Consider the following 11,880-nt stretch of genomic DNA (forward strand, 5'->3'; position numbering starts at 1 on the left):
TATCGGCCATGCGAGGACAGTAAGTGCAAGATCGCGGGGGCTGGCGCGGGTGCTCATCACCATGCAGCGCTCTGTATGAACTTGCAGTGATCCGGCCGCCGCTGCTAGCCTTCGCTGCATAGTCATGCGGAGGTGAGTATGGGGATCCGAGTCGCGGTCGCCGGTGCGAGCGGTTATGCGGGGGGCGAGCTGCTGCGCCTGGTCGCCGGGCACCCGGAGTTCGATCTGGTCGCCGCCACCGCGCACAGCCAGGCCGGGCACCGCGTCGATGTGGTGCACCCGCAGCTCACCGGGCTCGACCTGGTGCTCGGCGAGACCGATCCGACGACCCTGGCCGACGCGGACCTGGTCTTCCTGGCCCTGCCGCACGGCCAGTCGGCGGCCCTCGCGGCCCAACTCCCGGCCGAGGTGCGAATCGTCGACTTGGGCGCTGACCACCGGCTGGCCGACCCGTACGCCTGGGCGCAGTACTACGGCGGCACGCACGCCGGGCAGTGGACCTACGGCCTGCCCGAGCTGCCCGGTCAGCGGGAGTTGATCGCCGGCTCCACCCGGGTGGCGAACACCGGCTGTTACGCCGCCGCGATCACCCTGGCGCTCGCGCCGCTGATCGCCGACGGCGCGGCCAGCCCCGCCGACGTCGTGGTGGTCGCCGCCTCCGGCACCTCCGGCGCGGGGCGGGCGTTGAAGCCGCACCTGCTGGCCAGCGAGGTGCTGGGGGACCTGTCGCCGTACCGGGTGGGCACCCACCAGCACGTACCCGAGATCAAGCAGGCCACCGGCGCGACCGGCCTGTCGTTCACGCCGGTCCTGGCCCCGATGCCGCGCGGCATCCTGGCCACGGTCACCGCGGTGCCGGCGCGCGGCGTCGACCCGCAGCAGGTGCTGGCGCAGGCGTACGCGGACACGCCGTTCGTGCATGTGCTGCCGGAGGGCCGCTGGCCGCACACCGCCGCCACCCTGGGCTCGAATTCCTGCCACCTGCAGGCCACCGTCGACGTCGACTCGGGTCGTCTGATCGTGCTCAGCGCCGTGGACAACCTGGGCAAGGGCGCAGCCGGTCAGGCCGTCCAGAACGCCAACCTGATGCTCGGCCTGCGCGAGACGACGGGCCTGTCGATCTGGGGAGTCAGCCCATGAGTGTGACCACCCCACGGGGGTTCCGGGCGGCCGGAGTCGCCGCCGGCCTCAAGGCCGGCGGTGGGGCGGACGTCGCTCTGGTGGTCAACGACGGCCCGGACGCCGGTGTGGCCGGTGTCTTCACCACCAACCGGGTCAAGGCCGCGCCGGTGCGCTGGACCCAGCAGGTCGTGCAGGGCGGTGTGGTCCGCGCCGTGGTGCTCAACTCCGGTGGCGCCAACGCCTGCACCGGCCCGGCCGGCTTCCAGGACACCCACGCCACCGCCGAGCACACCGCCGCCGCGCTGACCTCGGTCAGCCCACGGCTGATCCTCGGCGCCGGTGAGGTCGCGGTCTGCTCCACCGGGTTGATCGGTGAGCGGCTGCCGATGCCGAAGCTGCTTCCGGGCGTCCGCTCGGCGATCCGGAGGCTGTCCCGTGACGGCGGCCCGGCTGCCGCCGAGGCGATCATGACCACGGACACCCGGCCGAAGACCACGGTGGCCCGGGGCAGCGGCTGGACGGTCGGCGGCATGGCCAAGGGCGCCGGGATGCTCGCGCCGGGGATGGCCACCATGCTCTGCGTGCTGACCACCGACGCGGTGGCCGGGCCGGCGACGCTGGACGAGGCGCTGCGCGCGGCCACCCGGGTCAGCTTCGACCGGGTCGACTCCGACGGCTGCATGTCCACCAACGACACCGTGTTGCTGCTGGCCAGCGGTGCGAGCGGCATCGAGCCGACTCCGGCCGAGCTGGCCGCTGCCGTCACCGCGGCGTGTCACGACCTGGCCCAGCAGTTGGTGGCCGACGCCGAGGGCGCCACCAAGCAGATCGCCATCGACGTGGTCGGCGCCGCGGTCGAGGACGCCGCGGTCGAGGTGGGCCGCTCGGTGGCCCGCAACAACCTGGTCAAGACCGCGCTGTTCGGCAACGACCCCAACTGGGGTCGGATCCTCGCCGCCGTCGGCACCACCGCCGCCGCGTTCGAGCCGGACGAGGTGGACGTGGCGGTCAACGGGGTGTGGGTGTGCCGGCGCGGCGCCGCCGCCGAGGACCGCTCGAAGGTCGACCTGACCGGGCGGGACGTGACCATCCGGATCGACCTGCACGCCGGTACGTCGGCCGCGACGATCTGGACCAACGACCTGTCCCACGCGTACGTGCACGAGAACTCGGCGTACTCCTCATGAGCCTCAGCTCCGACCTCACCCGCGCCCAGGTCAAGGCGGAGACGCTGATCGAGGCGCTGCCCTGGCTGGCGCGTTTCTCCGGCTCCACGGTGGTGGTCAAGTACGGCGGCAACGCCATGACCGATCCCGAATTGCAGCGGGCGTTCGCCGCGGACATGGTCTTTCTGCGGTACGCCGGCCTCAAGCCCGTGGTGGTGCACGGCGGCGGCCCGCAGATCTCCGCCATGCTGGGCCGGCTCGGTATCGCCAGCGAGTTCCGGGGTGGCCTGCGGGTGACCACCGCCGAGGCGATGGACGTGGTCCGGATGGTGCTGGTCGGGCAGGTGGGCCGCGAGCTGGTCGGGCTGATCAATTCGCACGGTCCGTACGCCGTCGGCCTCTCCGGCGAGGACGCCCGACTGTTCACCGCGGTGCGCCGCCCGGCGTACGTGGACGGGCTGCCGGTCGACGTGGGCCAGGTCGGGGATGTCGAGTCGGTCGACGTGTCCGCGGTGACCGACCTGATCGAGGCCGGCCGGATTCCGGTGATCTCCACGGTGGCGCCGGACGTCGACGGGGTGTTGCACAACCTCAACGCGGACACCGCCGCCGCCGCGCTGGCTGTCGCGTTACGGGCCCGCAAGCTGGTCGTGCTCACCGACGTGGCCGGCCTGTACGCCGACTGGCCGGACACCACCAGCCTGATCTCCGAGATCACCACCGACGACCTGGCGAAGCTGCTGCCCAGCCTCGAGTCGGGGATGGTGCCGAAGATGGAGGCCTGCCTGCGGGCGGTGGGCGGGGGCGTGCCCGCCGCGCACGTCGTCGATGGTCGGGTGGCGCACTCCACGTTGCTTGAGGTCTTCACCTCGGAAGGGTTCGGAACGATGGTGGTGCCGGGAGACGGGACGGTCGGGGCATGAGCACTCTGGTGCAGCGCTGGAACCAGTCCATGATGGACAACTACGGCACGCCGCCGCTGGCGCTGGTCTCCGGCGCCGGTGCGGTGGTGGTCGACGACGCCGGCCGGGAGTACCTCGACCTGGTGGGTGGCATCGCGGTGAACGCCCTCGGCCACGCCCATCCGGCCGTGGTGGCCGCGGTGTCGAAGCAGGTCGCGACCCTCGGGCACGTCTCCAACCTCTACGTCGCCGAGCCGCCGGTCGCCCTGGCCGAGCTGCTGTTGGCGCTCGCCGGCCGGCCCGGCCGGGTCTTCTTCGCCAACTCCGGCGCGGAGGCGAACGAGACGGCGTTCAAGCTCTCCCGGCGCACCGGCCGCAGCCACGTGGTGGCCACCAACGGCGGCTTCCACGGCCGCACCATGGGTGCCCTCGCGCTGACCGGCCAGCCGGCGAAGGCCGACCCGTTCCGGCCGCTGCCCGGCGAGGTGACCCACGTCGACTACGGCGATGTCGCCGCCCTGGAGGCGGCCGTGTCCGACGCCACCGCCATGGTGATCCTGGAGCCGATCCAGGGTGAGAACGGCGTGCTCGTGCCGCCGGCCGGCTACCTCGCCGCGGCCCGGCGGATCACCGCCCGGCACGGCGCGCTGCTGGTCCTCGACGAGGTGCAGACCGGCATCGGTCGCACCGGGCACTGGTTCGCGCACCAGGCCGAGGGCGTGGAGCCGGACGTGATCACCCTGGCCAAGGGGCTGGGTGGTGGGCTGCCCATCGGGGCCACGCTGGCCTTCGGCCGCGCCGCGGACCTGCTCACCCCCGGCTCGCACGGCACCACGTTCGGCGGCAACCCGGTCAGCTGCGCGGCGGCGCTCGCCGTGGTGGCGACAATCGCCAACGAGGGCCTGCTCGACAACGTCACGCGGGTCGGTGAGCGGCTGCGGCACGGCATCGAGGCGCTGGGCCACCCGCTGATCGCCGGGGTCCGCGGCGCCGGTCTGCTGCTCGGCGTGGCGCTCACCGCGCCGGTGGCGTCGGTGCTCGCCGAGGCCCTGCGGGAGACCGGCTTCCTCGTCAACCCGGTGCAGTCGGGTGTCGTGCGGCTGGCCCCGCCACTGATCCTCACCGCCGCCCAGGCGGATGCCTTCCTCGCGGCGCTGCCCGCCGCCCTGGACGCGACGGCCCCCGCAGCCGCCGGCGCGGAGCTCGAATCACCCAGGCTGCCCACCACGACGGGGACGACGCCATGACCCGGCATTTCCTGCGCGACGACGACCTCTCGCCCGCCGAGCAGTCCACGGTCCTCGACCTGGCGGCGCGGATGAAGGAGGATCGGTTCGGCCACCGGCCGCTGGTCGGCCCCCGCTCGGTGGCGGTGCTCTTCGACAAGCAGAGCCTGCGGACCAGGATCTCGTTCGACGCCGGCATCGCCGAGCTGGGCGGACATCCCCTGGTCGTGGACACGCAGGTCACCCACTTCGGCCGCGGCGAGTCGCTGGCCGACGCGGGGCGCGTGCTGTCCCGCTACGTCGCGGCCATCGTGCTGCGTACCCACGGCGACGACCGGATCGCCGAGGTGGCGGCGGGTGCCAGCGTGCCGGTGATCAACGCGCTCACCGACGGGTTCCACCCGTGCCAACTGCTGGCCGACCTGCTGACCGTGCGCGAGCGGTGCGGCGGCACGGCCGGGCGCACCCTGGCGTACGTGGGAGACGGCGCGAACAACATGGCGCAGTCGTACCTGCTGGCCGGGGCGCTGGCCGGGATGCACGTCCGGATCGCCGGGCCGGCCGGTTTCGCACCGGATGCGGCCGTGGTGGCCCGGGCGGCCCAGATCGCCGCCGACACCGGCGGGTCGGTGCGGGTGCTGACCGACCCGGCCCAGGCGGTACGTGACGCCGACGTGCTGGCCACCGACACCTGGACGTCGATGGGTCAGGAGTCCGACGGGCTGGACCGGATCACCCCGTTCCTGCCGTACCAGGTCAACAAGGAACTGCTCGGCCAGGCCGCACCGGACGCGATCGTGCTGCACTGCCTGCCCGCGCACCGTGGCGAGGAGATCACCGACGAGGTGCTCGACGGCCCGCAGAGCGCGGTCTTCGACCAGGCGGAGAACCGGCTGCACGTGCAGAAGGCGCTGCTGACGTTCCTGCTGGGCACCGGGATCGGGGAGTCCCGATGACCGCGCAGCTGACCCGCGCGGCCCGGCACGCCCGGATCGTGGAGCTGATCCGCGACAAGGCGATCCGGTCGCAGACCGAGCTGGCCGACCTGCTCGCCTCCGACGGCGTCGGCGTCACCCAGGCCACCCTCTCGCGGGACCTGGAGGAGTTGGGCGCGGTCAAGGTACGCGGCGGCGACGGCCCGGCCGTCTACCTGATCCCCGAGGACGGCCAACGGCCGTTGCGCGACGCCGAGGCCGCGCCGGCCCGGCTGGTGCGGCTGCTGCACGAGCTGCTCAACGGGGTCGACTCCAGCGGCAACATCGCCGTGCTGCGTACCCCGCCGGGCGCAGCCCAGTACCTGGCCAGTGCGTTGGACCGAGCGGGCCTGCCCGAGATCGTCGGCACCATTGCAGGCGACGACACCATCCTCGTCGTGGCCCGCGAGGCCGTCGGCGGGGCTGCGCTCGGCGAGAAGCTCGCCGGCTGGGCCCGCCGGGAAGACACCGTTGAAGGGAACACCACGTCATGACCGAACGGGTCGTGCTTGCGTACTCCGGGGGGTTGGACACCTCCGTCGCCATTCCGTATCTGGCCGAGCAGACCGGCGCCGAGGTGATCGCGGTGGCGGTCGACGTCGGGCAGGGCGGCGAGGACCTGGACGCGATCCGGCAGCGCGCCCTGGACTGTGGCGCCGCCGAGTCCGAGGTGGTCGACGCGCGCGACGAGTTCGCCGCCGACTACTGTCTGCCGGCCATCCGGGCCAACGCCCTCTACATGGACCGCTACCCGCTGGTGTCGGCGCTGTCCCGGCCGCTGATCGTCAAGCACCTGGTGACCGCGGCGCGCAAGCACGGTGGCACGATCGTGTCGCACGGCTGCACCGGCAAGGGCAACGACCAGGTCCGGTTCGAGGTGGGCCTGAACGCGCTCGCCCCCGACCTGAAGATCATCGCGCCGGCCCGGGACTTCGCCTGGACCCGGGACAAGGCGATCGCCTTCGCCGAGGAGAAGGGGCTGCCGATCGACGTGTCGGCCAGGTCGCCCTATTCGATCGACCAGAACCTGTGGGGTCGGGCGGTGGAGACCGGCTTCCTGGAGGACATCTGGAACGCCCCCATCGAGGACCTCTACTCGTACACTGCCGATCCGGCGCAGGACCGCGACGCCGACGAGGTCGTGATCACCTTCGACTGCGGCGTGCCGGTGGCGATCGACGGTGAGACGGTGACCCCGTACCAGGCGATCCTGGAGCTGAACCGGCGCGCCGGCGCGCAGGGCATCGGCCGGCTCGACATGGTCGAGGACCGGCTCGTCGGCATCAAGAGCCGCGAGGTGTACGAGGCTCCCGGCGCGATCGCGCTGATCACCGCCCACCAGGAGCTGGAGGCGGTGACCGTGGAGCGCGACCTGGCCCGGTTCAAGAGGAGCGTCGACCAGCGCTGGGGTGAGCTGGTCTATGACGGCCTGTGGTTCTCGCCGTTGAAGGACTCGCTGGACGCGTTCATCGACGACGCGCAGCGGCACGTGAGCGGTGAGGTGCGGCTGATTCTGCACGGCGGCCGGGCCACCGTCACCGGCCGGCGCTCTGAGGCGAGCCTCTACGACTTCGGGATGGCAACCTACGACACCGGCGACACCTTCGACCAGTCCCTGGCGAAGGGCTTCGTGCAGTTGTGGGGGCTTCCGAGTCGGATGGCCGCCGCTCGGGACGCCCGGCTCGGCGGTTCCGCGCAGTGACCCCCACAATGGGCGGCGTGGACGACAAGAGCCTGACCGAGAACAGTGCCGCCACCAACCGTACGAGCCTGTGGGGTGGCCGCTTCGCCGGCGGCCCCGCCGAGGCGCTCGCCCGCCTGTCGGTGAGCGTGCAGTTCGACTGGCGCCTGGCCCCGTACGACATCGCTGGCTCCCGGGCGCACGCCCGGGTCCTCGCCGGTGCTGGCCTGCTCGACCCCGAGGAGCTGGGCCGGATCCTGGCCGCGTTGGACGACCTGGAGGCCGCCTGCGCCTCCGGGGCGTTCCGCCCGACCATCGACGACGAGGATGTGCACACCGCGCTGGAGCGCGGTCTGCTGGAGCGCCTCGGCAGCCTCGGTGGCAAGCTGCGTGCCGGCAGGTCCCGCAACGACCAGGTCGCCACCGACCTGCGGCTCTACCTGCGCGACCACGCCCGGGGCGTGGCCAGCCGGCTGGTGGAGCTGGCCGATGCGCTGGTCGAGCAGGCCGAGCGGCACATCGACACCGCCGCGCCCGGCATGACCCACCTCCAGCACGCCCAGCCGGTCACCTTCGGGCACTGGTTGCTCGCGCACGTGCAGCCGTTGCTGCGTGACCTGGAGCGGCTGCGTGACTGGGACCACCGGGCGGCGATCAGCCCGCTCGGCGCGGGCGCGCTGGCCGGCTCCGGGCTGCCGTTAGACCCGCTGGCCGTGGCGAAGGAGCTGGGTTTCCGTACGTCGTTCGCCAACTCGATGGACGCCGTCGCCGACCGGGATTTCGTCGCCGAGTTCCTCTTCACCACCGCCCTGATCGGGGTGCACCTGTCCCGGCTCGGCGAGGAGGTGGTGCTCTGGACCTCGCACGAGTTCGGTTGGGTGGAGCTCGACGACTCCTTCGCGACCGGGTCGTCGATCATGCCGCAGAAGAAGAACGCGGACATCGCCGAGTTGGCGCGCGGCAAGTCCGGCCGCCTGGTCGGCGGCCTGATGACCGTGCTCACCATGCTCAAGGGTCTGCCGATGGCCTACGACCGGGACATGCAGGAGGACAAGGAGCCGGCCTTCGACGCGGTCGACACCCTGGAGCTGCTGCTGCCGGCCCTCGCGGGAATGATCTCCACGATGACGGTTCGGGTGGACCGGCTCGTCGCCGCCGCCCCGGTCGGGTTCTCCCTCGCCACCGAGGTTGCCGACTGGCTGGTGCGGCGCCACGTGCCGTTCCGTGACGCGCACGAGATCACCGGCCGGCTGGTGGCGCTCTGCGCGGCTCGGGAGTGCGAGCTGGAGGACGTCTCCGACGACGACCTGGCCGCGGTCAGCGGTCACCTCGACCCGTCGGTGCGCGACGTGCTCTCGGTCCGTTCGGCCCTCGCAGCCCGGACCACCCCCGGCTCCACCGGCCCTGGCCCGGTCGCCGACCAGCTCGCCGCTGCGGCGGACCGGTTGGCCGCCTGGCGGGAGTGGGCCATCGAGCGGGTCGTCCCGCGCTGACCTCACCGTGGCGTCGGCGCATGCCGCCGGCGCCACGGCCGGTTCAGACCGTCGGGCGCTCCCGCTTCGGGAGCTTCGCCACCACCATGTCGTACGACGCGTCGACCGCCTCGGTCAGCTCCTCGTCGTCGATTGCGCCGTCCAGGCGCAGCGTGTTCCACCCGGACCGGCCGATGTAGGCCATCACCCGGGCGTCGTCGGGGTGCCGGTGCAGCCACTCGTCGGCCACCTCCCGGGTCGGCCCGCACTTGATGCCGACCGTCGGCTTCCCCCCGCCGTTGCCGAGGAACGCGAAGATCCGGCTGCCCACCTTCACCACCTCGTCGCCCTCCCACGGCCGGTCCAGCCACGCTCCCGGCTTGGCCAGGCAGTACGCCAGCATCTCCGCGCGCTCCATGGTGCCTCCTCGTCGTGCGCACAGTGTGCCCGGACAACCGCCCGCCGGCACGCGGCGTGCCGGTCCGCTTGGCAGGACCACCGAGCCACCGCCCCCCGCCGCGCCGCCCGCCCCTGGCCGCACCCCCGTCACGCCGCGCGACGCCCCGCAAGATCGTGCTCGATCCAGGATCTAGTGGCCTTGGCCCCGCGTGAGGCCCCTACTTCCATGTTCGAGCACGATCTTCCATGTACGAGCGGGGGCGTGCCGGTCAGTCGGTTGGCCCGGCCGAGCGGGCGGCGACCCGCTCGTAGCGCTGCCGGGCCGCCTGCGCGCTGCCCAGGCCCAGCCCGTACGCGATGGCCTGCCAGGTCAGCCCCCGGTCGCGGGCCAGTGTCAGCAGCCCGGCCTCCAGCGCATCCAGTTCGGCGCGGACGTGCGGCAGCAGGGTCAGCGCGGCGGTGAGGTCGGCGGCGTCGACCGGTTCCTCGGCCGGCTCCCGCTCGGCTCCGCCCGCGGCCAGCGCGGTGACCAGCGCCACCGCCTCCCAGGGATCCAGCACGTACGGGTGGGCCCAGCGCCCGCGTCGGGTGTCGGTGCCGGCGTGCCGCTGACTGATGCGCTGCAGTGCCTCGTGGGTGCGGTGGGCGCGGGCGCGGGCCGGGTGGGGCGCCGTGAACGGATCGTCCGTCGTCATGCCCCGAGCACACCTCATCAACGATTGATTGTCAACACAATGTTGAAGGATGGGGGTGCCCGCACGTGGGGTTCGCGAATTGCCTGGGTACCGTCGGGTCATGGACCTGTTGCCCGGTGACCGCCCCACCGACGCCGGCCTGGCGGAGCTGGCGGACCTGCTCGCCGGGCCGCTGCTGCCGGCCGCGCGCGGCCTGCTGGGCTGCCAACTGCACGCGGGCGGCGTCACTGTCCGGATCACCGAGGTCGAGGCGTACGCCGGCACGGCCGGTGACCCGGCCTCGCACGCGCACCGGGGGCGCACCCTGCGCAACGCGGTGATGTTCGGGCCGGCCGGGCACACCTACGTCTACTTCACCTACGGGATGCACTGGTGCATGAACGTGGTCACCGGGGTGGAGGGTGAGGCTGCCGCGGTGCTGGTGCGCGCCGGGGAAGTGGTGGACGGCCTGGCCGCGGCTCGGGAGCGCCGACCGGCCGTACGCCGGGATGTGGATCTGGCCCGCGGCCCGGCCCGGCTCTGTGCCACGCTCGGCATCGACCGTTCGGCGTACGGCGGGTACCTGCTGGGCGACGGGCCGGTCCGGTTGTGCCCGCCGACGCGGCCGGTGCCGCCGGAGGCGGTGGTCGCCGGTCCACGGGTCGGCGTGACCGGCGCTCTCGACCTGCCGTGGCGGTTCTGGCTCGACGGCGACCCGACGGTCAGCGCGTACCGGCGACACGTGCCCCGCATCCGGCCCTGACCCTCCGGGCGTGTGTTCTGCGAACGTGTCGGGGGGTGTGGCCATAATCGCCGCACCTGCTCACCGACGATTCGGAGGACGTCATGGCAACACTGCTCGCGATCGGCACGGCGAAGGGGTTGTTTCTCGCCACCAGCGGCGATGACCGGCGCAGCTGGGAGATCACCGGTCCGCACTTCCCGATGACCGGTGTCTACGCGATCGCGGTCGACACCCGGCGCCCCACCCCGCGGCTGCTCGCCGGGGTGACCAGCTCACACTTTGGGCCCAGCGTCGCCACCAGCGACGACCTCGGCGCCTCGTGGGACGAGCCCGACGAGGCCCCGGTCGCCTTCCCGGCCGACACGGGCGCGACCCTCGGGCGGGTCTGGCAGTTGATGCCGGCCGGTCCCGACGAGCCGGACGTGGTCTGGGCCGGCACCGAGCCGTCGGCGCTGTTCCGGTCCACCGACGGCGGCCGCAGCTTCGAGCTGGTTCGGTCCCTGTGGGACCACCCGCACCGCCCCGAGTGGGGGGCCGGGTTCGGTGGCCAGGCCGTGCACACCGTGCTGCCCCACCCGCGTGACCCGGCCCGGCTGCTGGTCGCCATGTCCACCGGCGGGGTCTACCGCTCGGAGGACGCCGGGGCGAGCTGGGCGCCGGGCAACACCGGCATCCGTGCCTACTTCATGCCCGACGAGTGGCCGGAGTTCGGCCAGTGCGTGCACAAGGTCGCCCGGGACGCCGGCAACCCCGAGCGGCTCTACGCGCAGAACCACCACGGCGTCTACCGCTCCGACGACGACGGCTGCACCTGGTCCTCGATCGCCGACGGGCTGCCGAGCGACTTCGGCTTCGCGATGGTGTCCCACCCCGGGCGCGGCGGCACGGTCTGGACGTTCCCGCTGGTGGCCGACAGCGAGCGGTTCCCCACCGACCACCGCTGTCGGGTCTTTCGCTCGACGGACGCCGGCGGCAAGTGGGAGCCGCTGTCGGTGGGGCTGCCCGAGGGCCCGTTCTACCCGGCGGTGCTGCGCGACGCGATGTGCGCCGACGACGCCACCCCGGGCGGGGTCTACTTCGGCACCCGCTCCGGCGAGGTCTACGCAAGCCGCGACGAGGGCGACTCCTGGTCCTTGGTGGCGGCGCACCTGCCCGACGTGCTCTGCGTTCGGGCTGCGGCGGTCTGAGCGTGGTCACCGTGCTGCTGCCCGGCCCGCTGCGCGGCGAGGCCGGCGGTGCCAGTCGGCTGAGCGTCACCGCCGCCGCTGGGACGCTGCGGGCGGTCCTCGACGAGCTGGCCGCCAGTCATCCGCGGTTGTCCCGGCGGATCCGCGACGAACGCGGAGAGCTGCGCCGTTACGTCAACGTCTTCGTCGACGGGGAGGATTGCCGGCACTCCGGCGGTCTGGCCACCCCGGTCGGCGACGGCGCTGAGGTGCAGGTGCTGCCGTCGGTCGCGGGCGGCTGAGCGAGACCGGACACCGACCGAACGCGGCGTGCTGAGGGGTGATCGACGCCA

13 protein-coding genes are annotated in these 11,880 nt (G+C 72.9%); 11 read left to right on the plus strand and 2 right to left on the minus strand.

Annotated features, from left to right (window positions below):
* Positions 1-138 precede the first annotated feature (138 nt).
* The 8 genes from argC to argH are packed head-to-tail and all read left to right on the plus strand — an operon-like array spanning position 139 to position 8,564.
* Positions 139-1,140 (plus strand): N-acetyl-gamma-glutamyl-phosphate reductase, encoded by a 1,002-nt coding sequence (gene argC / locus OG811_RS22170; RefSeq protein WP_406068380.1) that lies wholly within the window; start codon positions 139-141, stop codon positions 1,138-1,140.
* Positions 1,137-2,309 (plus strand): bifunctional glutamate N-acetyltransferase/amino-acid acetyltransferase ArgJ, encoded by a 1,173-nt coding sequence (gene argJ / locus OG811_RS22175; RefSeq protein WP_406068382.1) that lies wholly within the window; start codon positions 1,137-1,139, stop codon positions 2,307-2,309. The genes argC and argJ overlap by 4 nt, the downstream gene beginning before the upstream one ends.
* Positions 2,306-3,211 carry an acetylglutamate kinase gene (argB, locus tag OG811_RS22180; protein ID WP_272617687.1) on the plus strand — a complete coding sequence of 302 codons (906 nt, stop codon included), beginning with the start codon at positions 2,306-2,308 and terminating at the stop codon, positions 3,209-3,211. Before argJ ends, argB begins: the two co-directional genes overlap by 4 nt.
* Complete coding sequence (locus OG811_RS22185; protein WP_406068384.1) at positions 3,208-4,437, plus strand: acetylornithine transaminase; 1,230 nt, start codon at positions 3,208-3,210, stop codon at positions 4,435-4,437. Before argB ends, OG811_RS22185 begins: the two co-directional genes overlap by 4 nt.
* Complete coding sequence (argF, locus tag OG811_RS22190; protein WP_406068385.1) at positions 4,434-5,372, plus strand: ornithine carbamoyltransferase; 939 nt, start codon at positions 4,434-4,436, stop codon at positions 5,370-5,372. The genes OG811_RS22185 and argF overlap by 4 nt, the downstream gene beginning before the upstream one ends.
* A complete protein-coding gene (locus OG811_RS22195) occupies positions 5,369-5,884 on the plus strand; it encodes an arginine repressor (RefSeq protein ID WP_406068386.1) in 516 nt (171 codons plus the stop codon). The genes argF and OG811_RS22195 overlap by 4 nt, the downstream gene beginning before the upstream one ends.
* Entirely contained in the window at positions 5,881-7,092 is a 1,212-nt protein-coding gene (locus OG811_RS22200) for an argininosuccinate synthase (protein WP_406068388.1), read from the plus strand. Before OG811_RS22195 ends, OG811_RS22200 begins: the two co-directional genes overlap by 4 nt.
* A gap of 8 nt (positions 7,093-7,100) precedes the next feature.
* Entirely contained in the window at positions 7,101-8,564 is a 1,464-nt protein-coding gene (argH, locus tag OG811_RS22205; RefSeq protein WP_406075857.1) for an argininosuccinate lyase, read from the plus strand.
* 43 nt (positions 8,565-8,607) lie between these two features.
* Here argH and OG811_RS22210 read toward each other — a convergent pair whose 3' ends face one another.
* Complete coding sequence (locus OG811_RS22210; RefSeq protein ID WP_406068389.1) at positions 8,608-8,961, minus strand: MmcQ/YjbR family DNA-binding protein; 354 nt, start codon at positions 8,959-8,961, stop codon at positions 8,608-8,610.
* A 250-nt stretch (positions 8,962-9,211) separates the two neighbouring features.
* Positions 9,212-9,637 carry a DNA-binding protein gene (locus OG811_RS22215; RefSeq protein WP_406068390.1) on the minus strand — a complete coding sequence of 142 codons (426 nt, stop codon included), beginning with the start codon at positions 9,635-9,637 and terminating at the stop codon, positions 9,212-9,214.
* A 100-nt stretch (positions 9,638-9,737) separates the two neighbouring features.
* Here OG811_RS22215 and OG811_RS22220 point away from each other — a divergent pair, with 100 nt between their 5' ends.
* The 3 genes from OG811_RS22220 (at position 9,738) to OG811_RS22230 (ending at position 11,829) form a co-directional block, all read left to right on the plus strand.
* Entirely contained in the window at positions 9,738-10,379 is a 642-nt protein-coding gene (locus OG811_RS22220; RefSeq protein WP_406068392.1) for a DNA-3-methyladenine glycosylase, read from the plus strand.
* A gap of 83 nt (positions 10,380-10,462) precedes the next feature.
* Positions 10,463-11,548: a WD40/YVTN/BNR-like repeat-containing protein gene (locus OG811_RS22225; RefSeq protein ID WP_406068393.1), complete on the plus strand. Its 1,086-nt coding sequence runs from the start codon at positions 10,463-10,465 to the stop codon at positions 11,546-11,548.
* 2 nt (positions 11,549-11,550) lie between these two features.
* On the plus strand, positions 11,551-11,829 hold the full coding sequence (locus tag OG811_RS22230; protein ID WP_406068395.1) for a ubiquitin-like small modifier protein 1: 279 nt from the start codon (positions 11,551-11,553) through the stop codon (positions 11,827-11,829).
* Positions 11,830-11,880 lie beyond the last annotated feature (51 nt).

Source organism: Micromonospora sp. NBC_01638 (assembly GCF_045209745.1).
In the GTDB taxonomy this organism is placed as follows: Bacteria; Actinomycetota; Actinomycetes; order Mycobacteriales; family Micromonosporaceae; genus Micromonospora.

What these genes read in the sequence shown, in the direction of transcription:
- OG811_RS22200 (WP_406068388.1), top strand. Translation starts at nt 5,881, where the DNA reads ATGACCGAACGGGTCGTGCTTGCGTACTCCGGGGGGTTGGACACCTCC.
- argH (WP_406075857.1), top strand. Translation starts at nt 7,101, where the DNA reads ATGGGCGGCGTGGACGACAAGAGCCTGACCGAGAACAGTGCCGCCACC.
- OG811_RS22195 (WP_406068386.1), top strand. Translation starts at nt 5,369, where the DNA reads ATGACCGCGCAGCTGACCCGCGCGGCCCGGCACGCCCGGATCGTGGAG.
- OG811_RS22220 (WP_406068392.1), top strand. Translation starts at nt 9,738, where the DNA reads ATGGACCTGTTGCCCGGTGACCGCCCCACCGACGCCGGCCTGGCGGAG.
- argC (WP_406068380.1), top strand. Translation starts at nt 139, where the DNA reads ATGGGGATCCGAGTCGCGGTCGCCGGTGCGAGCGGTTATGCGGGGGGC.
- argF (WP_406068385.1), top strand. Translation starts at nt 4,434, where the DNA reads ATGACCCGGCATTTCCTGCGCGACGACGACCTCTCGCCCGCCGAGCAG.
- argB (WP_272617687.1), top strand. Translation starts at nt 2,306, where the DNA reads ATGAGCCTCAGCTCCGACCTCACCCGCGCCCAGGTCAAGGCGGAGACG.
- OG811_RS22185 (WP_406068384.1), top strand. Translation starts at nt 3,208, where the DNA reads ATGAGCACTCTGGTGCAGCGCTGGAACCAGTCCATGATGGACAACTAC.
- OG811_RS22210 (WP_406068389.1), bottom strand. Translation starts at nt 8,961, where the DNA reads ATGGAGCGCGCGGAGATGCTGGCGTACTGCCTGGCCAAGCCGGGAGCG.
- argJ (WP_406068382.1), top strand. Translation starts at nt 1,137, where the DNA reads ATGAGTGTGACCACCCCACGGGGGTTCCGGGCGGCCGGAGTCGCCGCC.
- OG811_RS22215 (WP_406068390.1), bottom strand. Translation starts at nt 9,637, where the DNA reads ATGACGACGGACGATCCGTTCACGGCGCCCCACCCGGCCCGCGCCCGC.
- OG811_RS22225 (WP_406068393.1), top strand. Translation starts at nt 10,463, where the DNA reads ATGGCAACACTGCTCGCGATCGGCACGGCGAAGGGGTTGTTTCTCGCC.